This is a genomic window from Umezawaea sp., assembly GCF_057122925.1.
Genome location: NZ_DBNGPQ010000128.1, coordinates 1 through 22,420 on the forward strand (window position 1 = coordinate 1; position 22,420 = coordinate 22,420).

Annotated in this window: 23 protein-coding genes; 11 read left to right on the forward strand and 12 right to left on the reverse strand. The window is 72.9% G+C overall.

The window, feature by feature from the left end; translation table 11 throughout:
• Window positions 1–230 precede the first annotated feature (230 nt).
• From AC156L_RS28995 to AC156L_RS29005, 3 genes are all read left to right on the forward strand, one after another.
• Window positions 231–578: a rhodanese-like domain-containing protein gene (locus AC156L_RS28995; RefSeq protein WP_414719957.1), complete on the forward strand. Its 348-nt coding sequence runs from the start codon at window positions 231–233 to the stop codon at window positions 576–578.
• A 2-nt stretch (window positions 579–580) separates the two neighbouring features.
• Window positions 581–1,483, forward strand: a complete 903-nt coding sequence (locus tag AC156L_RS29000; protein WP_330877432.1) for a DUF4328 domain-containing protein — start codon at window positions 581–583, stop codon at window positions 1,481–1,483.
• Window positions 1,484–1,560: 77 nt separating this feature from the next.
• Window positions 1,561–2,565 carry a glycerophosphodiester phosphodiesterase family protein gene (locus tag AC156L_RS29005; RefSeq protein WP_330877433.1) on the forward strand — a complete coding sequence of 335 codons (1,005 nt, stop codon included), beginning with the start codon at window positions 1,561–1,563 and terminating at the stop codon, window positions 2,563–2,565.
• On the opposite strand, the gene AC156L_RS29010 is transcribed toward AC156L_RS29005, so the two are convergent.
• Window positions 2,540–3,751 carry a cytochrome P450 gene (locus tag AC156L_RS29010; RefSeq protein ID WP_330877434.1) on the reverse strand — a complete coding sequence of 404 codons (1,212 nt, stop codon included), beginning with the start codon at window positions 3,749–3,751 and terminating at the stop codon, window positions 2,540–2,542. The two genes, AC156L_RS29005 and AC156L_RS29010, sit on opposite strands and share 26 nt — an antisense overlap.
• Window positions 3,752–3,877: 126 nt before the next feature.
• On the opposite strand from AC156L_RS29010, the gene AC156L_RS29015 reads away from it, so the two are divergent.
• From AC156L_RS29015 to AC156L_RS29035, 5 genes are all read left to right on the forward strand, one after another.
• Window positions 3,878–4,657: a glycerophosphodiester phosphodiesterase gene (locus AC156L_RS29015; RefSeq protein WP_330877435.1), complete on the forward strand. Its 780-nt coding sequence runs from the start codon at window positions 3,878–3,880 to the stop codon at window positions 4,655–4,657.
• A 56-nt stretch (window positions 4,658–4,713) separates the two neighbouring features.
• On the forward strand, window positions 4,714–5,664 hold the full coding sequence (locus tag AC156L_RS29020) for a DUF5926 family protein (RefSeq protein ID WP_330877436.1): 951 nt from the start codon (window positions 4,714–4,716) through the stop codon (window positions 5,662–5,664).
• A gap of 69 nt (window positions 5,665–5,733) precedes the next feature.
• Complete coding sequence (locus tag AC156L_RS29025) at window positions 5,734–6,072, forward strand: DUF952 domain-containing protein (protein ID WP_330877437.1); 339 nt, start codon at window positions 5,734–5,736, stop codon at window positions 6,070–6,072.
• 238 nt (window positions 6,073–6,310) lie between these two features.
• Window positions 6,311–6,799, forward strand: a complete 489-nt coding sequence (locus AC156L_RS29030; protein WP_330877570.1) for a SigE family RNA polymerase sigma factor — start codon at window positions 6,311–6,313, stop codon at window positions 6,797–6,799.
• Window positions 6,800–6,801: 2 nt separating this feature from the next.
• On the forward strand, window positions 6,802–7,497 hold the full coding sequence (locus tag AC156L_RS29035) for a hypothetical protein (protein ID WP_330877438.1): 696 nt from the start codon (window positions 6,802–6,804) through the stop codon (window positions 7,495–7,497).
• A gap of 110 nt (window positions 7,498–7,607) precedes the next feature.
• Here the strand turns inward: AC156L_RS29035 and AC156L_RS29040 are convergent, their stop codons facing one another.
• From AC156L_RS29040 to AC156L_RS29055, 4 genes are all read right to left on the reverse strand, one after another.
• Window positions 7,608–8,165, reverse strand: coding sequence for a ferritin (locus tag AC156L_RS29040; protein ID WP_330877439.1), 558 nt, complete (start codon window positions 8,163–8,165; stop codon window positions 7,608–7,610).
• Window positions 8,166–8,341: 176 nt separating this feature from the next.
• Entirely contained in the window at window positions 8,342–9,589 is a 1,248-nt protein-coding gene (locus tag AC156L_RS29045) for an arginine deiminase (protein ID WP_330877440.1), read from the reverse strand.
• A gap of 138 nt (window positions 9,590–9,727) precedes the next feature.
• Window positions 9,728–10,522: a CPBP family intramembrane glutamic endopeptidase gene (locus AC156L_RS29050; protein WP_330877441.1), complete on the reverse strand. Its 795-nt coding sequence runs from the start codon at window positions 10,520–10,522 to the stop codon at window positions 9,728–9,730.
• 45 nt (window positions 10,523–10,567) lie between these two features.
• Window positions 10,568–11,350: a DUF2470 domain-containing protein gene (locus AC156L_RS29055; protein ID WP_330877442.1), complete on the reverse strand. Its 783-nt coding sequence runs from the start codon at window positions 11,348–11,350 to the stop codon at window positions 10,568–10,570.
• 99 nt (window positions 11,351–11,449) lie between these two features.
• Here AC156L_RS29055 and AC156L_RS29060 point away from each other — a divergent pair, with 99 nt between their 5' ends.
• Genes AC156L_RS29060 through AC156L_RS29070 form a run of 3 tightly spaced genes read left to right on the forward strand, consistent with a single transcriptional unit; the run spans window position 11,450 to window position 12,836 of the window.
• Complete coding sequence (locus AC156L_RS29060; RefSeq protein WP_484407441.1) at window positions 11,450–11,935, forward strand: hypothetical protein; 486 nt, start codon at window positions 11,450–11,452, stop codon at window positions 11,933–11,935.
• A 28-nt stretch (window positions 11,936–11,963) separates the two neighbouring features.
• The gene (locus tag AC156L_RS29065) at window positions 11,964–12,446 is read left to right on the forward strand and encodes a hypothetical protein (protein WP_330877444.1); all 483 of its coding nucleotides are present in this window, start codon (window positions 11,964–11,966) and stop codon (window positions 12,444–12,446) included.
• A 27-nt stretch (window positions 12,447–12,473) separates the two neighbouring features.
• Window positions 12,474–12,836: a hypothetical protein gene (locus AC156L_RS29070; protein WP_330877445.1), complete on the forward strand. Its 363-nt coding sequence runs from the start codon at window positions 12,474–12,476 to the stop codon at window positions 12,834–12,836.
• Between the two features lie 567 nt (window positions 12,837–13,403).
• Here the strand turns inward: AC156L_RS29070 and AC156L_RS29075 are convergent.
• The 7 genes from AC156L_RS29075 to AC156L_RS29105 form a co-directional block, all read right to left on the reverse strand.
• Entirely contained in the window at window positions 13,404–14,594 is a 1,191-nt protein-coding gene (locus AC156L_RS29075; protein ID WP_330877446.1) for a VWA domain-containing protein, read from the reverse strand.
• A 364-nt stretch (window positions 14,595–14,958) separates the two neighbouring features.
• Window positions 14,959–17,166, reverse strand: coding sequence for a DUF5682 family protein (locus tag AC156L_RS29080; RefSeq protein WP_330877447.1), 2,208 nt, complete (start codon window positions 17,164–17,166; stop codon window positions 14,959–14,961).
• Window positions 17,166–18,278, reverse strand: coding sequence for an ATP-binding protein (locus tag AC156L_RS29085; RefSeq protein WP_484407442.1), 1,113 nt, complete (start codon window positions 18,276–18,278; stop codon window positions 17,166–17,168). The genes AC156L_RS29080 and AC156L_RS29085 overlap by 1 nt, the downstream gene beginning before the upstream one ends.
• Window positions 18,275–19,705 (reverse strand): DUF5691 domain-containing protein, encoded by a 1,431-nt coding sequence (locus tag AC156L_RS29090; protein ID WP_484407444.1) that lies wholly within the window; start codon window positions 19,703–19,705, stop codon window positions 18,275–18,277. Before AC156L_RS29090 ends, AC156L_RS29085 begins: the two co-directional genes overlap by 4 nt.
• On the reverse strand, window positions 19,702–19,854 hold the full coding sequence (locus tag AC156L_RS29095) for a hypothetical protein (protein WP_330877450.1): 153 nt from the start codon (window positions 19,852–19,854) through the stop codon (window positions 19,702–19,704). The genes AC156L_RS29090 and AC156L_RS29095 overlap by 4 nt, the downstream gene beginning before the upstream one ends.
• Before the next feature lie 32 nt (window positions 19,855–19,886).
• Window positions 19,887–21,179, reverse strand: a complete 1,293-nt coding sequence (locus AC156L_RS29100; RefSeq protein WP_330877451.1) for an SWIM zinc finger family protein — start codon at window positions 21,177–21,179, stop codon at window positions 19,887–19,889.
• 37 nt (window positions 21,180–21,216) lie between these two features.
• Window positions 21,217–22,392: a homogentisate 1,2-dioxygenase gene (locus AC156L_RS29105; RefSeq protein WP_330877571.1), complete on the reverse strand. Its 1,176-nt coding sequence runs from the start codon at window positions 22,390–22,392 to the stop codon at window positions 21,217–21,219.
• Window positions 22,393–22,420: the final 28 nt, after the last annotated feature.

Here is a 22,420-nt window from a genome sequence, read left to right on the forward strand (position 1 = left end):
GGTCGCGAAAACCCCCCCCCCACACCCCGTCGGGTGGGGTTTTTCGCGACCTCGGGCACCGGCGCTCCCCTCCGGCGCCCGTGCCCTCCCCCCGGACGCAACAGTGGACCGCCGACCTTCAAGAAAACTCAAAAGCCGTCGCGGCACGGCCGGTCGAACCCGCCCGAACCGCCCGCCCCCGGTGCGCCGAGGCGGTTCCTCACGCTCGTCCGACCTGACGACGTGGCACCATTGCGGACGTGACCGTGCCGAACGTCGAAGTGTCCGAGGTCCCCGTCGAGCTGCCCGAGGGCAAGGTGCTGCTCGACGTGCGCGAAGCCGACGAGTGGGAAGCCGGGCACGCGCCCGACGCGCTGCACATCCCGATGAGCGAGCTGGCGAGCAGGCTCGAAGAGCTGCCCGCCGACAGCGAGCTGTACGTGATCTGCCGTTCGGGCGGCCGGTCCGCCCGCGTCACCCAGTACCTGAACGCGAACGGCTGGGACGCGGTGAACGTCGACGGCGGCATGCAGCACTGGTCCGCCCAGGGCCGTCCGCTCGTGGGCGGCGTCGCGGGCGCGGAGCCCGAGGTCATCTGATCATGCAGCCGTTGCAGCCGATGCGCGTGGACTGGGTGGCGACCCCGCCGCCCGGCGCCTACCAGCGTCGGTCGCGGCGGTTCACCCCGCGCTACCAGGGGCCGCCGTCCTACCCGGTGCCGCCGAGGTGGGGTTTCCCGCTGCTCGCGTGGCGCTGGCCGACGTCGGTCATGGGCGACGCGTCGGTCCCGGTCTCCGTCGACCAGGTCCGCACCCGCGCCCGCGCGGCCACGAACGCGCTCGGCCTCGCGGCCGTGACGGCGATCTGGGCGGCGGGCAGCGAGGTGTGGCGGTACGTGCTGCTCGCGCTCAGCCGGTACGGGGCACTGTCGCCGACCACCGTCGGCCTGTCCGACGCCATGGTCGTCTCGTCGGCCGTGATCTCGTGGGTCGCGTCGGCCCTGGCCCTCGTGCTCACCCTGCTGTGGCTGCGCCGCGCGCGCGACGCCGCCGCGGACGCCGCGGGGTACGCCCCGTCCCGCTCCGACCTCCAGGTCCTCATCGGCCTGGTCGTGCCCGGCGTGAACCTCGTGGTCCCCGGATCGGTCGCGGCGGAACTGGAGCACGCCGCCCTGCGCGAGCCCGCCGACCGCCGCCCCACCCCGTCCAGGCTGCTCAGGGTCTGGTGGGGCCTGTGGGCAGCCACCGGCCTGTTCGTCGCGTTCACCCTGGCCTGGACCTTCCGCTCCAGCGTGCAGGCGCTGGCCGACGGCGTGCTGCTGCACGCGTTCGCCGACCTGCTCGCCGCCGCCGTGGCGATCACGACCACCCTGGTCGTCCGCCGCATCACCACCCTGCTGCTCCCGGTCGACCCGTCGGCGGTGCGGTTCATGCGCGTGGTCGGCGTCAAGGACGCCCCGGAACCGCCGCTGCGCGCCCAGCGCTACGCCGGTTCCGCCCGCTAGCCGCGGGTACCAGGGAGCACGTCCAGCGTCCAACTCGCGGATACCGGGCGGCCACCTCGATCTGCCACGGTGGAGCCATGCGGGCACTCGTGGTGGCTGTCGTGATCGGTGTGCTGGTCCCCGGCGTCGCTGACGCCCACGGACGCGAGTTCGACCTCCAAGCCCACCGGGGCGGGATCGGGCTCACCGTCGAGAGCACCCTGGCCGCGTTCGAGAAGGCCTTGCGAGTCGGGGTGACCACGCTCGAACTGGACATCCAGATCACCTCCGACGGCCGCGAGGTCGTGACGCACGACCGGAGGACCAACCCGGCCAAGTGCGTCGACACCGCCCCGGCCACACCGGGCGACCCGGCGTTCCCGTACGCGGGCAAGTACGTGAAGGACCTGACGTTCGCCCAGGTCCGCACCCTCGACTGCGGGTCGCGGCGCTGGGAGCAGTACCCGGACCAGGAGCTGTCGCCGGGAGCCAGGATGCCGACGCTGCGGGAGGTGTTCGACCTCGCCCGCAGGCACCACGCCCACGGCATCCGGTTCAACGTCGAGACCAAGGTCGAGGCCGCCGCGCCGCACGAGACCGCGCCGCGCGAGCAGTTCGTCCAGGTCGCCGCCCGCGAGATCCGCCGGTCCGGCTTCCTGCGCAACACCACCGTGCAGAGCTTCGACTGGGGCGCGCTGATGCGGATGCGCCAGGTGGAACCCCGCATCGGGCTGGTCGCCCTCACCCAGCCGGAGTTCCTGCGCCCCGGTTCCCCGTGGCTCGGCGGGCTGGACCTGGCCGACTTCGGCGGCAGCCCCGTCCGAGCGGTGAAGAGCTTCGGCGCCGTCGCCCTGTCACCGGTCCACGGCAACCCGCAGGGCGGCGGTGTCGGCGACCCGGACTACGTCCCGTTCACCACGAGGGCGCTCGTCGACGAAGCCCACCGCGCGCACCTCAGGGTGGTCCCGTGGACCGTCAACGACCCGGCGACCATGAACAAGCTGATCGACGACGGCGTGGACGGGCTGATCACCGACTACCCGGACCGCCTCCGCGCCGTGCTCGCCGACAGGGGCCTCAAGCTCCCGCGCCGGTACCCGTGAGAGGCAGTTCGTGCAGGCCGCGGATGACGAACTCCGCGCGCCTGCGCGGCTGCGCCGCCAACTCGGCGCCGGGCAGCTTGCGCGCCAGCGCGCCCAGCGCGGCCTCGACCTCGATGCGGGCCAGGGGCGCGCCGAGGCAGTAGTGGATGCCCGCGCCGAAACCCAGGTGCTGGTTGGGGAAGCGGCCGATGTCGAGGGTGTCGGGCGCGCTGAACACCAGCGGGTCGCGGGCCGCGGCACCGAGCAGCGCGGCGATCTTGTCGCCCGCCCGCAACTCGTACCCGGCGATCTCCACGTCGGCGGTCGCCGTGCGCTCGAAGAGCTGCAACGGCGAGTCGAAGCGGATCAGCTCCTCGGTCGCGGTCGGCAGCAGCGCGGGATCGGCGAGCAGCCGCCGCCACTGGTCGGGGTGGCGCATCAGCGCCAGGACGCCGTTGCCGATGACGTTCACCGTGGCCTCGTGGCCCGCCATGAGCAGCAGGACGGCGGTGGCGACCAGCTCGTCCTCGGTGAGCTTGCCGCCGTCGGTGTCGGTCACCGCGACCAGGTCGCTCACCAGGTCGGCACCGGGGTTCTCGCGGCGCAGGGCGACCAGGTCGCGCAGGTAGGCGACGAACTCGGTGGAGGCGCGCTCGGCGGCGGCCCTCTGCTCCCGCGGCAGGTCGAACTCGTACATCTTCACGATCGCGTTGGACCACGGCTGGAGCAGCGCACGCTCCGAGCCGGGCACGCCGAGCAGTTCGGCGATCACCTCGACCGGCAGCGGGGCGGCCACGTGGGCCAGCAGGTCCGCCGAACCCTGGTCGGCGATCTTCGCGCACAGCTCGTCGACCAACCGGTCCGCCAGGTCGGCGATCCACGGTCTCAGCCGTTCGACGTGACCGCGCCCGAACGCGGCGGCGACCAGCCGCCGCAGCCTGCCGTGGGTCGGCGGCTCGTTCTCCAGCAGCGAGTTGCGGTGCAGGAGGTTGAACGAGGTGAACGCCTCGACCGGCTTCACGTCCGACCACACCCGCCCCAGCGAGCGGTGGCGCAGCACGGCCGACGCGGCGGAGTGCGACGCGGTGACCGCGATGCCGAGGTCGTCGTGCCAGTGCACCTCGCCCCGTTCGCGCAGAGCGGCGAAGACGGGGTAGGGGTCGGCGATGAACGCCGGGTCCCGCTGGTCGAATACGACACTGGTCACGCCCGGAACGCTATGTCGTGGCACCTGTCCAAGTCCACGAGGTGTGCTTGTCGGCTCAAATAGTTATCCAGTGGTTCACCTGGGGCGAGTTGACCGGGAGCCGCAGGTCACGGACAGTTTTCGCTCGTGCCACCTCTCGTCGTCGCGCACCGCGGCGCTTCAGCCCACCGGGCCGAACTGACGTTCGCGGCCTTCGAACTAGCGATCACCCAGGGGGCTGACGGCCTGGAGTGCGACGTCCGGCTCACCGCCGACGGACACCTGGTCTGCGTCCACGACGACGCCGTCGACCGCACCTCCTCGGGCACCGGCCTGGTCAGCAGGATGACGTTGGCCGAGCTGTCCGAGCTGGACTTCGGCAGTTGGCGGGACGGCGAGCACCAGCCCGTGCTCACGTTCGACGCGCTGCTCGAACTCCTCGTCGCCTCGCGGCCGGACCTGACGCTGTTCGTCGAGTCCAAGCACCCCGCTCGCTTCCCCGGTCGGATCGAGGCCGCGGTGGGCGCGGCCCTGCGCCGGTTCGGGCTGTCCAAGCCCGAGACGAAGGACGAGGCGCGCGTGGTGCTGATGTCGTTCTCCACGCTGGCCGTGCGCAAGCTGCGCGAACAGGCGCCGCGCCTGCCCACCGTGCAGCTCATCGAGAAGATGGGGGAGCAGGGCCGCGACGGCTGGCTGCCGCCGTGGGCCGACCACACCGGCCCGGACGTGGAGCTGCTGCGCCTGGACCCCGGTTACGTCGAGCGCAGCCGGGAGCAGGGGCACGACACGTACGTCTGGACGGTCGACTCCGCGGAGGACGTCGAGTTCTGCCGCGACCTCGGGGTGCGGTTCCTGGCCACGAACTCCCCGATCAGGACTCGTGAACACCTGTCCGGGGCGCGTGCAACCGCTGCCCAACTCGGATGAGCGGGTCGCGGTCGGATAACTTTGCGCACTGACTGCGAGCGCGAGGAGGGCCACAGGTGGCCAAGCGGACGGCCGTGAAGAACGCTGCGAAGCCAGCTGACGGGATCAACCCCCGCCAGCCGTGCCCGTGCGGCTCCGGCAAGAGGTACAAGGCCTGCCACGGCTCCGAAGGCGGCCCCGGCGACGTGATGGTGTCCCGTCCGTTCGAGGGACTGGCCTCGGAGTGCGAACTCATCGCGCTGCGCGAGTTCGTGCCCTCGGCGACGGTGAAGCTGCCGCTCGCCAAGGGCGACCGCGAGATCACCCTCGCCACGGTGCTGCCGATGGCCGCGGCCGGTCTGGTCCGCGGCGACGGCACGGCGTTCGTCGGCCTCCAGGTGCAGATCAGGTCCGGCGACATCAGCCGCGACCTGGCCCGCGCCGTCCAGTGGGCCGAGAAGGCGGAGACCGGCGAGGCGCTGTCCGTCGTCGGCCCCGACAACGGCGAGAACCCCGGCAGGCTCCAGGACGTCCTGGACGTCGACGCCGAGCTGAGCCCCGAGCTGCACGACGACTTCGCGTGGTGGATGCCGCCGGACAACCAGCCCACCGGCGAGGTGGCGCTGTCGCTGGAGCGGGCGAACTCGGCGATCCTGCCGACCGCGCGCGTGGACGCCCCCGGCGTGAAGGCGGCCTACTGGGTCGACGCGGGCGACAAGGCGCACCTGCGCTGGGTCCGCCCGGAGGCCGAGGAGAAGCTGCTCAACGCCATGGCGCGCCTGCACGTGCGCGGCGAGCTGGACCTGGGTGAGGGCTCCCGCTACGCGGGCTCGTTCCGCGCGCACGGCCTGGTCGTGCCGGTGTGGGACCTGGACCGCGAGCTGCACGCCTCCGAGTGGGCCGGTCCCGCCGAGGCGTTGGGCAAGCGGTTGCTGGAAGCGCTGGCCAGCGTCGAGGACGAGCCGATCACCGACGCCGAGCGGCGGGCCCGCGAGGGTCTGCGCGGCCGTCAGATCACCCTTCGCTAGCGGCACCTCGGGGAGCGCCCGGCGCTCCCCGAGGTTGTCCACAACGTTGTCCACAGGGGGTGTGGATAAGTGATCCTGCGCATCAGCGGCACCGACGAGTGGGCCGCCGACCGCGAGCGCGGCGAGGTCCGACCGGACTCGCTCGCCACCGTCGGCTTCGTGCACTGCGCCGACCCCGGCAGCGTCCACCTGCCCGCGAACCTCCTCTGCTCGGGCCGCACGGACCTGCTGCTGCTCGTCGTCGACCCGACCGGGTTGCCGGTGAAGTGGGAGCCCGGCGAGCCCGAGCACCCGACCGGCGTGTGGTTCCCCCACGTGTACGCCCCGATCCCGGTGGGCTCGGTCGTCCGCGTCCTCGACTACGCGCCGGGGGACGACGGCCGGTTCCGGCCGCCCACGACGATCTGACGCTCCGGGGCAACCGACGACGTTCGACGGGCGTGCAGGTTGCGTGCCACCCGCGAACCCGAGCGTGATCTCCGCCCCACCCCGGTACCGGCAACCGGTGCGGTGCTCCGGACGTGTGCCTCCCAGCGGCAGTCGTGGGGGCTGTCGAGGAGGGGGGCGTGCGGTGTTCGCACCAGTGCACGTCGGTGCAGCGGGGAACGGCGTCGGAGGGACGGCCGAACTCGGCGGGGAGAGGGCCGTGGTGGAGGACTTCGCCGAGTTCGTCCGGATGTCGTTGCCAGGTCTGCTCCGGTACGGCCACGCGCTGACCGGCAACCCGCACGACGCGGCCGACCTCGTCCAGTCGGTGCTGGAGAAGGTCGGCTCGCGCTGGCACTCCGTGCTCGGCAAGGGCCCCGACCCGCTCGCCTACGTGCGGCGCGCGATGGCCAACGGGCACGTCAGCCGGTGGCGTCGGCTCCGCAGGGAGAACCTCGTCGCCGACTTCCCCGACTCGCCCGCGCGGGCCGAGAGCGACCGGCTGGAGCACGAGCCGCTGTGGCAGGCCATGCGCGAACTGCCGCCGAGGCAGCGCGCCGTCGTCGTGCTGCGGTTCTACGAGGGTCTGTCCGAGGCGGAGATCGCCGACTCGCTCGGCGTCACGAAGGGCACGGTGAAGAGCCAGAACAGCAAGGCGATGGCTGCGTTGCGGACGAAACTCGGTTGGCTCGTGGAAGGGAGGGACTGACCGTGGACCTCGACGACGAACTGCGCAGGCTGTTCCAGGACCAGAGGTTGGAGATCCCGGTCAAACCGGGTGCGGACCACGCCGTGGTGACCGGCGCGCGCCGGGTGCGGCGCAGGCGCGTGGCGCTCGCGAGCGCGGGCAGCGCGTTCGCGGTGGCCGCGCTGGTGGCGGGCGGCATCGCGCTGGCGGGCCTCGGGGGCCCGGCGTCCATGCCACCCGCGGGTCCCCCCACGTCCGAGGTGACGAAGACCGTCACCGTGGAGCAGCCCCCCTCGTCCGGCTCGGTCGGCTTCGGGGTGCTCAAGCTCGGCATGGCGGAGGCGGACGCGGTCGCGACCGGCTTCATCACCAGGACCGGGGACGACTCCCTCGGGTGCCACCAGTACTCCAGCCAGGGCCACCCGGACATGGTGGGAGCGGTGGTCGTCAGCCCCTCGGCGGGCGTCGTGCGGATCACCATCCCCAGCACCGCCAAGACCTCGATGGGCATCGGCGTGGGCTCGACCGTGGCGGAGGTGAAAGCGCGGTACCCGTCGGCCACCGCGGTGCTCGCGGGATTCGTCGTCCACACCGGGGGAGCGCTCGCGTGGAACTACGTGTTCCACGTCCAGGGAACTGGCGGGTCATTCCAGGACGCCGACCGGGTCACGATGATTCGAATGCAGCTCGACACCGCGGAATGCTTTCTCGAAAATTGAGTCGGCTATTTTCCGACAGTGCGGTCGCCGTGGTGCCGATGCCCGAACGGCGCCCGTCCCGGTGTCGGGTCGGACGCCGTTCGCAGGCGCTCAGGTGAGCAGGCAGGACGTCAGACGGCGCCACCGGCGGCGCGGGGAGCACCGGAGTCGGACTCCTCGCCGACGGTCTCGCGCACCAGGAAGTTCTCCACGTGGAACAGGTTGCCGTCGGCGCGGTCGATGACGGTGAGCAGCGTGCTCATCGACGCGACCTCCTCGACCTGCTCCTTGAGGAACCACTGGAGGAACTGCTCGCCGATGTAGTCGCCCTCGTCGCGGGCGGTCTTCGCCAGCACCACGATCTGCTCGGTGACGTCCTTCTCCTGCTGGAGCGCGAGCGCGACGGGCTCGCGGGCGGCGGAGAAGTCGTTGCGGACGTCGCCCACGCCGGGGATGCTCACCGGGAGGCCGTTGTCCATCAGGTACTGCACGATCATCATGGCGTGGTTGCGCTCTTCGAGCGCCTGCTTGTAGAAGTGCGACGCGAGGCGCGGCAGGTCCGCGTTGTCGAACCAGACCGCGACGGCGATGTACTGCTGCGACGCGGTGAACTCGTTGCCGATCTGCGCCTGGAGCAGGTCGTGGAACCTGTTGGACTTGCTGCCGATTTTCTTCACGTTGAGAGCCATGCCGCGACGGTAGCCCAATGAGGGGTAGAATGCATTGCAGGTAAGGCTAATATGTGTTTGGAGAGGTAATCCAAACAAAGCTTAGGCAAACCTACGGATCGCCGCTGACAAACGCTTGCGCACGGCGTGGACCAGGTGTCGGCCGGTGATCCACGCCGTGCGCTGTGGCGACGATCTCAGACCAGGGCCGCCCGGTCGATCGGGCACGACATGCAGCGCGGGCCGCCGCGGCCGGACCCGAGTTCGGACCCGCTGATCCGCAGCACCTCGACGCCGGCGTCCTCCAGCCGGGCGTTGGTCTCCACGTTCCGCTCGTAGGCGACGACCAGTCCGGGCGCGACGGCGAGCGTGTTGTTGCCGTCGTCCCACTGCTCGCGTTCCGCGGTCACGGGGTCGAGACCGGTGTCGATCACCCGCAGCCGGTCGATGCCCATCGCCTCGGCCGCGGCCTCCAGGAACGGCACCGGGCCGTCCACGACCACGCCACCGCTGCCGTCGGAGCGGACCGGGTAGGCGGACAGGGTGTTGCGCACCGCCGGGTACATGACCACGGCGTCGCGGTCGACCATGGTGCACACGGTGTCGAGGTGCATGGTGGCGCGCTCCTGGACGATCGGCACCGCCAGCACGGTGTGCGCCAGGCCGTCGGCCAGCGCCGAGCGGGCGAACGACTCCGCGCCCGCCGGGGTGGTGCGCTCGCCGACGCCGATCGCGAGCACGCCGGGCGCCAGCAGCAGCACGTCGCCGCCCTCGACGGGCGCCGAGTGCGCGCCGTACGCGCGGCCGGTCCTGCGGAAGCGCGAGTGGTAGGCGTAGATCAGGTCCGTCAGCGCCGTCTCGCGGTCGCGCGCGGGCAGCGCCAGCGACGTGATCGCGACCCGGTCGCCCACCCACACCGACGAGTCGCGGGTGAACAGCAGGTTCGGCAGCGGGTCGACCGCGAAGTCGATCGGGTGGTGCATCTTGCGCACCAGCGACGCGCCCTCGGCGGCGGGCAGCTCCTCGAACGTCATGCCGGTCATCAGCGCCTGCGCCAGCGGCTCCGGGGCCAGCGTCGACAGGTGCGAGCGCAGCGCGTCCGCCAGGTCGATGCCCAGGCGCCGCTCGTTGACCGCGCTGTGGATGCCCGCGATCCGCGCGCGCTGGTCGGTCAGCGCCTCCTCCAGCAGGTCCGACAGCAGCAGCACCTCGGCGCCGCGCGAGGTCAGCACCTCGGCGAACGCGTCGTGCTCCTCCTGCGCGCGGGCCAGCCACGGCACGCCGTCGAACAGCAGTTGGTCGTTGTTGCGCGGCGTGAGCCTCTTGAGCTCGTTCCCCGGTCGGTGCAGCAGCACCGTGCGCAACGGCCCGACCTCGCTCTCCACCCTGGGGGCGGGGTGCGGGGCACCGTCGACGGCTTCCGTCTCAGCGATGTGCGCAGTCACGAATCCGAGAGTAGCGCCTGGACGGCGAAATAATCTGCTTCGAGTGGGCTGTACCGCGTGAAGTCGATCGTAAGAACGCCTCTATGCAGTGAAACATTCAGCAATATGAGGTTTGGACAGCCGAATCGTTGCGGACGGTCACGGCAGCCAGGACACGTGGCCGCGCAGCGCCGTGTAGCCGACGAAGGCCACCACGTCGAGGATCGTGTGCGCCAGGACCAGGACCCACAGCCTGTTCGTCCGCTGCCACACGCGGCCGAACACCAGCCCCATGACCACGTTGCCGATGAAGCCGCCGAACCCCTGGTAGAGGTGGTACGAGCCGCGCAGCACCGAACTCACCAGCAGCGCCTTGTTCTCCGACCAGCCGAACTGCCGGAACCGGGTCAGCAGGTAGCCGACGACCAGCGCCTCCTCGGCCCACGCGTTGCCCGCGGCGGCGAGGATCAGCACGAGGGTCCGCCACCACGCCTCGTCCAGCACCGACGGCTGCACGGCGAGGTTGAGGCCCAGGTTGTAGGCGAGCAGGTAGAACGCCAGACCGGGGATGCCGATGACCGCGGCGAGCCCGAGGCTGCCGAGCGCGTCCGGACCGATCCGGGTGCGGTCCAGTCCGATCATGCCGAGCTTGATGCCGCCCCGCCACAGCAGGTAGAGGCCGAGCCCGCCCCACGCGGCCAGCTGGAGGACGCTGAGCAGCTGCGCGACGAGGTCCAGCAGGTCGAACCGGGCCTGCGGCACGTTGAGCGCGACCGACTGCTGGTTCAGCGGCACGGGTTGCAGCAGGCTGTCCAGCAGCCGGACCAGGCTCCGCAGCCCGGACAGGCCGAGGGTGACGCTGAAGACGACCAGCAGTTCGATCTGGTAGCCGCGGTGCTGCTCCTTCGGGAGCACTTCGGGGAACGCGGGGCGTTGGGGTGACAGCCAGTTCACCTGTGCAAGCTAGCCGTGTCCGCGTTTTCTTGCTGTCGTCGCTGGTCAGGCCGTCCCGGTTTGGGCGAGGAACGGGCAGCCGACGAGGCGGCGCAGCTCCACCGACAGCTCCTTGGACGACGCGACCGGGCGGGAGAACGCGATCCGCACGTCGTGGTCGGTGTCCGCCGCCTCGACCCGCAGCCGCAGGCCGAACCGGTCGAGGCCCAGCGGGCGGACGTGCCCGCCGCGCAGCTCCTCCGGCAGGTGCTTCGCGAGCATCGAGACCACGTCCCGGTGCGACAGTTCGAGGTGCCGCAGCCAGTGGTCCTCGTGGGCGCAGAACGGGTCCGGCTCCGCCGCGGCGAACTGCTCGGGCCGCAGCGAACTCGTGCCCTCGGCGTCGGCGATCACCATCGACGCCGGGCTCAGCCGCAGCACCGTGGCACCGTGACCGGCGTCCAGCAGCCGGGGATCGGCCTTCTGGTCGGCGACCGCGAGCACCTCGTCGCGCGCCTCCCGGCCGTCCAGCGCCCTGAGCCAGCCGGTGATCCACAGCAGGCCGCGGACCGGTTCGCGCAGCTGGACGGGCGCGTGGTCGGCGACCTCCAGCATCGCGGTCACCTCGGCGCGAGGGGCCTGCCACGTCGACGCGACCAGCGGGTGGTCGTCGGGCACCAGCAGCATCGCGGTGCCGTTCGGGTGCACGTGGTGCAGCAGCGGGCTGATCCGCACGCCGTCGCCCGCGTCTCCGGCGGAGGGCAGCACGGCGGCACGGCCGCCGCGGGCGGCGATCGTGCGGGCGCGCTCAGCCGCGTGCGGGGCAGGTGGACGTCGGTGCTCGGTCACCGTTCACCTCCTTAGGTTAGGTGAGCCTAACTTGGAGTTGCCTGGAGACGGAAGCCCTTCACCCGTCGTAACCTCTTCGTCGTCAGGCGGAGGTGGCCTGTGGGTGTGCCGAACAAGCCGTCCACCGAAGGTGCGGCCCGATACGACAAGTGGACCCGGCGTTGCCTGGAGCGCGCAAGTCGACGAGCGCTGACCTGGACGTTCATCGGCGTGCTGGCGTTCGTCGGGCAGCTGCTGCTGGTCCACCGGGTGGGCACGGCGTCCGTCCTGCCGGTGTTGCTGCTGGTCGTGTCCACCGCCGTCTTCGGCTTCACCCTCCGCAGACGTCCACCCGTTGGGATGATCCTCGGGGACGAGCCGTGGAACCAGGTCCAGGTCCGCTGGGAGGGCCGCCACCTCGTCGTCGCGGGCTCCCCTCCCGTCGTCCTCGCCGTCCACGGGATCGGTCCGCTGCTGCGCGGCCGGGTCCGCAGGCACCGCCGGGCGTGGCTCGTCGACCCCGACCAGGAGGGCCGCACGGTGGTCGCGTTCCGCGGGGTTCCGAAGCTCTTCCACGCCGAGGTGCTGACGCGGGTGTTTGGCTGATCATCTCCATGGGGTATCTGTAGAGGTGATGAGCACGGCGGAAGCGATCAGCGACGAGTGGACCAACCGCTGCCTGGCGCGCGCGGACCACCGGGCCGCGGGCTACCTCTCCATGGCGTTCGGCACGGCTCTCCTCGTCGTCGCGCTGTGGATGGCGCTCGACTCCACGTGGGTCCTGATCCTCTTCCCCCTGTGCGTCGAACTGGCCGTCCCCGGCCTGCGCCACCTCGTCGACCGCCCCAAGGTCAGGCGCCTGGTCCGCGACTACCCGTGGCGCGCCGTCGACGCCCGCTTCGTCCCCGGCCGCGCCCGCATCGGCCGCCAGGCCTACCTCGAACTCGCGGGCTCCGACCGCAGCTACCTGCGCGTCTCCGAGATGCCCGAGCGCGTCCGCGAGCACGTGCGCGCCACCGGCCGCCTGTGGATGGCGGGTCCGGACGACCGAGGTCGCACCGCCGTGATCACCGAGAAGCACCTGTACCTGATCCTCGGCCGTATCGTGATCCGGTAGACCGCAAGCACCGGCGAAGGGCCAGTAGTGAACGAGATCGTTTTTCGCGTCGTCGACGATTCGCTGAACGACACCCAGCTCGACGAAGCCCTGCACGCGCTCCTCGACGACCTGCTCGAACTCCACGTCGACGCGACCCGCCTGCGCACCGGCCAACCGCCGGTCAGCGGCCACGGCCCCTCCCTGGAGGAGGCGAAGGTCGTCTCGCAGGCCATCACCGAGCCGGACGTGGCCAAGGCGCTGGCCGAACGCGTCCAGGCCTGGCTCACCCGCACCGGCGTGAAGCAGCTCGTGATCGAGGTCGGCAAGACCGCGCTCAGGCTGGACGCGACCACCGCGGTGCAGCAGGACCGCCTGGTCGAGCACCTCGTGGGCGTGTCCGCCCGCTGACCCACGCCCCAGGTACCCGCCTACCGGCTCACGCCTCAGGTGTGCGCTTACCGATTCACGCCAAGGGTGCCCGCACGCTGACCCACGCCACCTGCGTGGCCCGCCCCCCGCGCGGGGCGGCGGGGTTCGTCGGGCATCTCGCTGACGTGACGCGAGCGCCGACCCGCACCAATGCGTGGCCTGTGCGGCGTGGCAGGGCCGGTCGGGCTGCTCGTCGGCGCGGTGTGATCGCCGATGCCTGTGCGGCGCGGCAGAGCCGATTAGGCTGATACGTCCGCGCGGTGTGATCGCCGATGCTTGTGGCGTGGCCGATCGGGTTGCTGGTCCGCGCGGTGTGATCGCCGATGCCTGTGTGGCGCGGTGGGGTTGATCGGGTTGCTGGTCGGCTCGGGGCGACCGCTGACCCGAGCCGCTGGTCGCCCGGTTCGCCGTGGCAGGGCTGGGCTTCTCGGTGCGTTCGCGCGCTGACCCGTGCCGTTGCCTGCCTGTGCGGCGGGTCGGTCGTGCACCGCGTCGGCGTGACCGCGCTGGTGCCCGTCTCGCCGCCGTCCGTCCCGCCGCGGCGGGCTAGCGGCCGACCGGGATGCCCGACTGTTCGGCCCAGGTGGCGACGTCCTCCCTCCGGAGCGCGGTGGCCAGGAGGTCGGGGAAGCGGTCCGGGGTGCAGGCGAAGGCAGGCGCGCCCAGTTCGGAGAGCTGTGCCGCCAGTTCGTGGTCGTAGGCCGGGGTGCCGCTGTCGGCCAGGGCGAGCAGGACGACGACGGTGACGCCGCTGGCCACCAGTTCCCGCACCCTGCGCTGGAGTTCGCGGGCCACGCCGCCCTCGTACAGGTCGCTGATCAGCACCATGACGGTGTCGGTCGGCCTGCGCACGAGCGACTGCCCGTAGGCCACGGCGCGGTTGATGTCCGTGCCACCGCCCAGTTGCGTGGAGAACAGCAGGTCCACCGGGTCGTCGAGGGCTTCGGTCAGGTCGACGACCTCGGTGTCGAAGACGACCAGCTTCGTGTCGATCGACTTCAACGACGCCAGCGACGCGCCCATGACCGCCGAGTAGACGACCGAGTCGGCCATCGAGCCCGACTGGTCCACTAGCAGGATCACGTCCCGCAGCGCGGCCGACCGGCTGCGGCGCTTGCGGCCGGACAGGGTCTCGACGACGAGCGTGCGCTGATCCGGTTGGTAGTGCCGGAGGTTCGCCCTGATCGTGGTCGGCCAGTCCACGTCGGCGGGCCGGGGCCTGCGGGTGCGCTGCGAGTGGTCGACGGCGCCGTGCACCGCGGCCGTCAACCGGTCGGCCAGCCTGCGCTCGATGTCCTCGACCACCTTGCGCACCACCGCTCTCGCGGTCTCGCGGGTGCGGGCGGGGATCGCGGACGACAGCGACACCAGCGTGCCGACGAGACTGACGTCCGGCTCCACGCTGGACAGCAGTTCCGGCTCCAGCAGCAGTTGACGCAGCCCCAGCTTCTCCACCGCGTCCTTCTGCATCACCTGCACCACGGACGCGGGGAAGTACTTGCGAACATCACCCAGCCAACGGTGCAGCACCGGCGCACTGGAACCGAGCCCCGCGCCGCGCTTGCCGCCGTCCGGCGCGTCACCAACGGTCCGCGCCCCCGCGCCACCGCCGTACAGACCGGTCAACGCCGAGTCCCGCCGCTGGTCGTCCTCACCCAGCTCACCCATGCCCTCGGCGGCCGAGCCCAGCAGCAACCGCCACCGCCGCACCCGTTCCACGTCCGTCGTCCCGCTCATTCGGCACCCCTTCGACGTGCTCCGGCCGGTCCCGCCGTCACGTTCGCGTTCCCGCCCGCACGTGACCCGACAACCGTTCCGCTACGGCTTGGTCCCATCCGTTCGGCGCGGCGCCGGAGGATGTCGGTGAGCCCGACAGCCGTCGTCGCTCCGGTCATCGGGCTCCACCCCTCCGACGTGCCGCGACCAGCACCACCGCCACGGCCACCGGCAGGTGATCCCGCGGTCGTTCCGGCACGGCGTCGGCCCGTTCGTCCGGCACGGCGGCGGAGGAGGCGGCCGGTGGGCCCTGTCGCCGTCGTCGCGCGCTCGTCGTCCCGGTCGTCCGGTCCCGCTCGCCCACCGTGCGCCGGTCGGTGCGCCGTCATGTGCGCGCTCCCGCCAGCAGCGCTCGGACGTGGTCCGAGAGTCGTTGTGCCGCGGCCTCGTCCCACTCGTCCCGGGTCGGGCCCGACGACGTCGACGAGCCCAGTACGCGTTCGCCCAGCAGCCTGCGTTCGGCCGGGCTGAAGTCGGTGATCGCCTTGCGCAGCAACGGGAGCGCGTCGTCGAAGTCCGCGGGTGCCAGGCCGGACAGCCACTCGTCCACCAGGTCGAACAGTCGTGCGTCCGCAGCCAGCAGCGATGCCGAACCGCGCAGGAAGCCCGAGACGAACGCGGTCGCGCCGCTCGCTGTGCCGCCGTTCCACGACGTCGCGCGGTGCAGCCTGGTCGCCACGGCCGCGGTGTCCAGCTCGCCCGCCTCCCACAGCAGGCGCGTCGCCCGCCCGGTCGGCAGGCCGTGCGCGTCCGGCATCCCCACCAGCGACCGCAGCGCTCGCCGCCACGTCGCCCGGTGCTCCTCGTCCGCCGCCAGCCGGGTCGCGTCGTCCGCGCCGTTCACCGCGACCAGCGCGCGCTCGGCGGTCTCGTCGTCCACGCCCTTGCACGCCAGCGGAAGACCGACCGCGCCGCGGGCCAGCAGGCCGTGCAGCGCGACCCGCAGCAGTTCGGGGTCCGTGCCGCGGACCGAGCCGTACCGGACGGTCGTCGCCAGGTCCGGCAGCGCGCCCAGCAGTTCCACGGCGTCCGTCGCCGCCGCCGCGCAGCGGTCCAGCGCCGACCTCGCCGCGAGGACCGCGATCGGCAGTTCGCACCCCACCGCGACCGACAGCACCTCGGCGGCGGGCGCCACCCGGTCCGCGGCACGCGCCCGCCCGCACAGCACGCGTTCCGCCGCGGCCTCCACCGTCGTGCCGTGCCGCGCGGCGCTGCCGAGCGCCACGGCGAAGCCGGGGTCCCAGCGGACCCGCCACACCTCGGTGAACGTGCCCAGCCCGCGCGCCGCGTCCGGACGGCCCCACGGCACACCGAGGACCTCCAGCCTGCGCAACAGCTTCGACCGCTCCCGGTCGGTGTCCTTGCGCAGGTCGAGCCGGACCTCCCTGCCCTCCAGGCTCGGCGGGAACCTCAGCTTCCGCTGCAACCGGGCCACGTCCGCGGCCAGCGGTGAGGTCGGCACGCCCGCGCCGACCTCACCCAGCCGCTCGCCGATCACCAGCTTCTCGTGCACCAGCCTCAGCGGGACCTCGTCGCCGCCGCACAGCACGGCCAACGCGGCCTCGCTCACCTCCGACAGCCCCGGCGACGGCCTGCCGCGCAGCGCGGCGAGCGTGTCGGCCAGCCGCACCGCCTCGACCGCGCTCGCCGTCGACGCGGGCAGGTCGTCCGCCCGCAGCACCGACGCCGCCCGCGCGAACCAGCGCGGCACCGCGTCGCCCCGGTCGGCGCACTCCCACAGGTGCGCGTACCAGCCGGGGGAGTCGATGCCCGCGCCGTAGCCCGACGACGCCGCGAGCCGCCCGTGGCTCCACGGCACCCACGTGCCCGACACCCTGCGCTTCGGCAGGCCCTTCAGCAGCGCCGCGTCGGCCGTCGCGGGCGGCAGCACCCGCAGGGCGGGCACGTGCCACGCCCCGCACACCACCGCGATCGGCCCCTCGGTCTCCTTCAACGCCCTGCGCAGCGACTGCCGCATCGACGCCTCGCGGCGCAGCGTCCGGTCGTCCACCTCGTCGGCGAACTCCTCGCGCAGCGCCGTCATCGCCTCCGCGACGGCGCCCGCCAGGTCGCGCGGATCGGCGGTGGCCGAGTGCTCGACCACGTCCTCCCACCAGCGCTCCGGATCGTCGAACCCGGCCGCCTCCGCCAGCACGCCCAGCGGGTCGACCACGGCCCTCGGCTCGGACGGCTCCTCACCCAGCGACGCGGCGGCGGGCAGGTCGAAGAACCGCGCGGGCACGCCGTTGCCGTGCGCCCACGTCAGCGCCCGCCACTCCGGCGAGAACTCCGCGAACGGCCAGAACGCGGCCGACGACGGCTCCGCCTCGTCGTGCAGCAGCAGCGCCACCGGCGGGACCAGCGACGGCAGGTGCTCCAGCAGCGCGTCGCCCTCCGGCGGCCCCTCGATCAGCACGACCGCGGGCCGCACGGCCGCCAGCGCGGCCTCGACCATGCGGGCCGAACCGGGGCCGTGGTGCCGGATGCCGAGCAGCACCACCCGATCCGGCAGCACCTGGTCGCGCGGAGCCATCAGGCGCCGCTCACCGTGTAGCCGGACGTGTCCAGGTCCTGGCAGGCCCGGTACAGGTCGCGCCACTCGACGCGCTCCTTGATCACGGCCTCCAGGTACTCCTGCCACACCGCGCTGTCGGACACCCTGTCCTTGACCACCGCGCCGAGCAGGCCCGACGCCAGCTCGTCCGCGCCCAGCGAGCCGTCGCCGAAGTGCCCGGCCTGGGCCATCCCACCCGCGATCACCGAGATCGCCTCGGCCGTCGACAGGCTGCCGCTCGGCTTCTTCAACTGCGTCCGACCATCCACGGTGGACCCGTTGCGCAGCTCGCGGAAGATCCGCACCACGCGGCGCACCTCGTCCAGCGCGGGCGGCTCGGCGGGCAGTTGCAGCGACCGGCCGAGCTGGGCAGCCCGAGCCGTCACGATCCGCACCTCGTCGTCCTCGGTCGCGGGCGGCGGCAGCACGACGGTGTTGAACCGGCGGGCCAGCGCCGACGACATCTGGTTCACGCCGCGGTCGCGGTCGTTGGCCGTCGCGATCACGGTGAAGCCCGGCACGGCCTGCACGTGCAGGTTCAGCTCCGGCACCGGCAGCGCCTTCTCGGACAGGATCGTGATGAACGAGTCCTGCACCTCGGCGGGCATCCGGCTCAGCTCCTCGACCCGCGCCACCGCGCCGGTCCGCATCGCCCGCAGCACCGGACTCGGCACCAGCGCGACCTCGCTCGGCCCCTCGGAGATCAGCCGCGCGTAGTTCCAGCCGTACCGGACGGACTCCTCGCTGGTGCCCGCCGTGCCCTGCACGACGAGCGTCGAGTCGCCGCTCACCGCGGCCGCCAGGTGCTCGGACAGCCACGACTTCGCCGTGCCGGGCACACCGACCAGCAGCAGCGCCCGGTCCGTCACGAGCGTGCCGACGGCCACCTCCACCAGCCGCCTGCTGCCCACGTACTTCGGCGTGATCACCGTGCCGTCGGGCAGCGTGCCGCCCAGCACGTACGTCACCACGGCCTGCGGCGACATGAGCCAGCGCGGCGGGCGGGGCCGGTCGTCCGCCGCGGCCAACGCCGCCAGCTCGGCGGCGTACTGCTGTTCCGCGGCGGGCCGCAGCACGGTTTCGGTCGTCACTGGACGGGTTCCTTCCGGTCGAAAGCCTGGCTGAGTTTCATGCGGAGCCGCAGCACCTCGAGTTCGACCGAGTGCTCCGGCCACCGCTGGGTGATGAGCGCCCAGTTCGCGCCGAGCACCTCCGCGTCGCCGCGGGCCAGCAGCACGGCGGGCGGGCGCCCGGCCCGCCACCTCGGGTCGCGCATCGCGGCGTACCGGCCGAGCAGCGCCGCCGTCGACTCCGCCGACCACGGCGCGGGCAGCTGCGAGCACGCGTGGTCCAGCAGGTCGTAGTTCCACTGGTGCGACACCGCGATCACCGTGCGGGCGGACAGCTCCGCGGGCAGCGACGCCAGCATCTCCAACTGCTCCATGCCCGTCAGCGTCCGCGTCGCCGCCACCGCCCACGGGCTCGCGTCGACCGCCACCGCCAGCCGCTGCGCCACCCCGCGCAGCAGCGCCGCGGCCCACGGGCCACCGCTCAGCACCTCCGCCGCACCCTCGTCGTCCGTCGCGAGCCGAGCCGTCCAGTACGCCGCGGGCACGCTCGCCGCCGCGGCCCGCAACCTGCCCGCGACGCCGACCTCGGACCCGTCGCGCTGGAGGTCGCGCGCCTCGTCCCGGCCCGGCAGCGCCTCGGCCCACAGCTCGTCGGCCCGCACGTCGAAGCCGTCCTCCACCAGGTGCAGGCCGCGGTCCAGCCGTTCGGCTGCCCGCGCCGCCAACGCCGACCCCGGCAGCATCCGCAGCAGCCGCACCGCCTCGTCGTGCACGCCGATCGCCCGGTCGTCCAGCGCCGCTTCCAGCAGCTCCTCGTCCTCGGGGCCGAGCCCCGTCTCCACCGCGGTCACCAGCGCCTGCCGGTCCACCGCCCGCCGCTGCGCCGCGAACTGCTCGACCAGGAACGCCCGCGTGCCCACCGGGTCGACCCGCCGCGCCCGACGCAGCGCGGCCAGCCGCCGCGCGCTCGGCAGGTCGAGCACCTCGCCCAGGGGGACCAGCTCGGCCGACACCCCGGAACCGGTCGCCCACGCCCACCCAGGCCGCGTCCCCGCCAGCCACCGGCCGCGCGACCCCAGCACCGCGGCCACCGCCGCCCGCAAGCCCGGATGCGTCGTGCCCAGCACCAGCAGCTCCGGCAGCGACCGGTGCTCGGCCACCTCACCCGCCGCACGGGCCTTGCCGCACCACTCGGTCAGCAGCACCTGGTCGTCCACCGCCGCGATGTGGGTGAACACCTCCCGCGCCGCCTCACCGACGATCCGCTCGGCCGTGCTCGGCGCGGCCTCCAGCTCGGCCACCTCCACGGCCACCGGCAGCGCCGCTCCGAACGCGGCGGGCCCACCCGCCGCGCAGTCGTCCAGCAGCGCCTCCGGACCGCCACCGCCGCGGTGCGCACCGACCAGCAGCCGCCGCACCGCGTCCTCCCACTCGACCCGCACGCTCACACCGCACGCCCCAGCGCGGTCACCGGCACCACCCGGCGCCTGCGGCCGACCAGCGTGCGGCCCGTGGCGCGAACGGGCACGCAGCGCGGACGGGACTGGGCGGCGAGCAGCTCGCGCAGGGCCGCGGCCAGCAAGGGCAGGTCGTTCACGGGGGTGCCTCCGGCGGGAGTGGAAGGGGTGGTCACGCGACGACCTCGGGAGCCCCGCCCGGCTCGGCGACCGCGCCGAGCCGCAGGCCGTGGCCGTCCCAGAGGCCCCAGGCGTCGAAGGGTTCGCCGCCGGTGACGGCCAGCGCGCGGTCGAGCGCCGCGTCGCCTCGCACGGGCAACCCGCGGCGGCCCGCGTCGACCAGGAAGCGGAGGTCGCCGCTCGCGCGCACGGCACCGCAGCCGAGCGGGTGCAGGCGCTGCCACGGGTCGGCGCGGAGCGCGGGTTCCAGGCCCGCCACGGCCTCCCGCCACGTCGACGCCACCGGGATCGCCTGAGCCCGCCGCTCGCCGACCAGCTCGCCGACGACCACGCGGTGCGGGGGGACACCGGGGTACGGGTGCAGCGTGCCCGTCACCTCGGCGCCGTGGGGCAGCGGCGGCACCGGCTTCCCACCGCCGCCGAGGTGCTTGACGCCGACGACCCACTCGGCCCGGTCGCGCCCCCAGACCCACTGGCGGACCGTGCGGAACGGCCCGTCGTCCGTCTCCAGCCGCAGCAGCGCGACCCAGCGGTCCGACCAGCCCGGCGCGGCGCGCACCTGCTCCTCGGGGACGGTGAAGCCCAGCCGGGCCCGCACGACGTCGCCCAGCGGCCCCTCAGCGGTCTCGGAGAGCCGCGCCAGCAGGTGCAGACCCCCGAGGCGATCCGCGGCGTCCACGGCCCACTGCGGGCCTCCCGCGGCCACGACCTCGCGCAGCTCGCCGACCGCCGCCGCCAGACCGGGGGCCTTCGCGTCGACCATCCGGGCGGTGATCGAGTGCCACCAGGCCGCGTCCCGGCCCGGCAGACCGGCGATGCCGGAACCCGCGAGGTCGCTCAGCCAGTCGCGCAGCGCCGCGACACCGCCGCGCACCGCCTCCTCGCGCTTGAGCGCCGTCTTCTCCTTGGCGCGGGCCCGGCGCTCCTCCGCCTCCGGCGACGCGTCGACGGGCGCCGCGACCGCGTGCCGCTTCGACACCCAGTCGGACACCCAGTCCGGCACGGCCTCCTCGGCCGCGACCGCCACCTCGCCGCGGGCGTGCAGCAGCTGCACGGCCACCGCGTGCTTGCAGGGGAACTTCCGCGACGGGCACGAGCACCTGCTCGCCCGGTCGCCGAGGTCGACGCACACGCGGTACGGGTTCTTGCCGCTGCCGGGGCACAACCCCCACAGCACCGCGGGGGTGCGGCCGAGGCCCGTCCACCCCGCGACCCCGGCCAGCCGGGTGGCGCCGCTCGCCACCTGGCCGTCCGGTGCCAGCTCCAGCACTGCCTGTGCGTCCATGGTCAAGAAGCTATCGGCGACCACCGACAAAAACTGGTCAGTCCAGGTCAGGACCCCTGCGAGCCCACGACCACGCGTACTTCGGGTCCTCGGTCCCCAGCGCCGCCTCGCCCAGTTCCAGCGGGCGGAACGTGTCGACCATGACCGCGGTCTCGTCGAAGTGGTCGACGCCCAGCGACGCCTCCACCGCGCCCGGCTGCGGGCCGTGCGAGCAGCCCGACGGGTGCAGCGACAGCGACCCGATCCCGATGCCGGAACCCTTGCGGGCCTCGTAGTTCCCGCCGACGTAGAACATCAGCTCGTCGGAGTCCACGTTGGCGTGGTTGTAGGGCACCGGCACGGACAGCGGGTGGTAGTCGACCTTGCGCGGCACGAACGAGCAGACCACGAAGTTCGGCCCCTCGAACGTCTGGTGCACGGGCGGCGGCTGGTGCACGCGGCCGGTGATCGGCTCGAAGTCGCGGACGTTGAACGCCCACGGGTACAGGCAGCCGTCCCAGCCGACGACGTCGAACGGGTGGTTGGCGTAGGTGAACCGGGTCAGGCCCGCGCGGTGCCGCACCAGCACGTCCACGTCCTCGCCGTCGACCAGCAGCGGCTCCACCGGGCCGCGCAGGTCGCGCTCGCAGTACGGCGAGTGCTCCAGGAACTGGCCCTTGCCCGACAGGTACCGCTTCGGGGGGCCGACGTGCCCGGTGGCCTCCAGGACCAGGACGTCCATCGGCTCGTCCGGGACCACCCGGTAGGTGCACGACGTGGGGATCACGACGTAGTCGCCGTCACCGACGGTGATCGCGCCGTAGACGGTCTCGACCGTGCCGCTGCCGCTGCGCACGTAGAGCAGCTCGTCACCCGCGGCGTTGCGGTAGAGCGGGCTCGGCGCGGACGCGACCACGAACGAGATCACCACGTCGGGGTTGCCGAACAGCGTGCGCCTGCCGGTCACGGCGTCCGCGCCCTCCGGCCAGGACAGGTCCTGCGTCCTGAAGTGGCGCGGCTTCAGCGGCAGGTTCGGCGTGGTCGCCCCTCGGGTCTCCGCCACGGTCTGCGCGTCCACGATCGCGGTCGGCAGGAAACGGTGGTAGAGCAGTGCGGAGTCGGACGAGAAACCCTCCACGCCCATGAGCTCCTCCGCGTAGAGACCACCCTCCGGATCGCGGAACTGGGTGTGGCGCTTTCGGGGGATCTCACCGACTTGGCGGTAGTACGCCATGATCACTCCGGGCGTTCGATAGTCGGAC

Bases quoted from the DNA above. Each gene is read 5' to 3' on its own strand.
- AC156L_RS29000 (WP_330877432.1), top strand. From the start codon at position 581: ATGCAGCCGTTGCAGCCGATGCGCGTGGACTGGGTGGCGACCCCGCCG.
- AC156L_RS29005 (WP_330877433.1), top strand. From the start codon at position 1,561: ATGCGGGCACTCGTGGTGGCTGTCGTGATCGGTGTGCTGGTCCCCGGC.
- AC156L_RS29040 (WP_330877439.1), bottom strand. From the start codon at position 8,165: ATGGCTCTCAACGTGAAGAAAATCGGCAGCAAGTCCAACAGGTTCCAC.
- AC156L_RS29065 (WP_330877444.1), top strand. From the start codon at position 11,964: ATGAGCACGGCGGAAGCGATCAGCGACGAGTGGACCAACCGCTGCCTG.
- AC156L_RS29075 (WP_330877446.1), bottom strand. From the start codon at position 14,594: ATGAGCGGGACGACGGACGTGGAACGGGTGCGGCGGTGGCGGTTGCTG.
- AC156L_RS29080 (WP_330877447.1), bottom strand. From the start codon at position 17,166: ATGGCTCCGCGCGACCAGGTGCTGCCGGATCGGGTGGTGCTGCTCGGC.
- AC156L_RS29100 (WP_330877451.1), bottom strand. From the start codon at position 21,179: ATGGACGCACAGGCAGTGCTGGAGCTGGCACCGGACGGCCAGGTGGCG.
- AC156L_RS29105 (WP_330877571.1), bottom strand. From the start codon at position 22,392: ATGGCGTACTACCGCCAAGTCGGTGAGATCCCCCGAAAGCGCCACACC.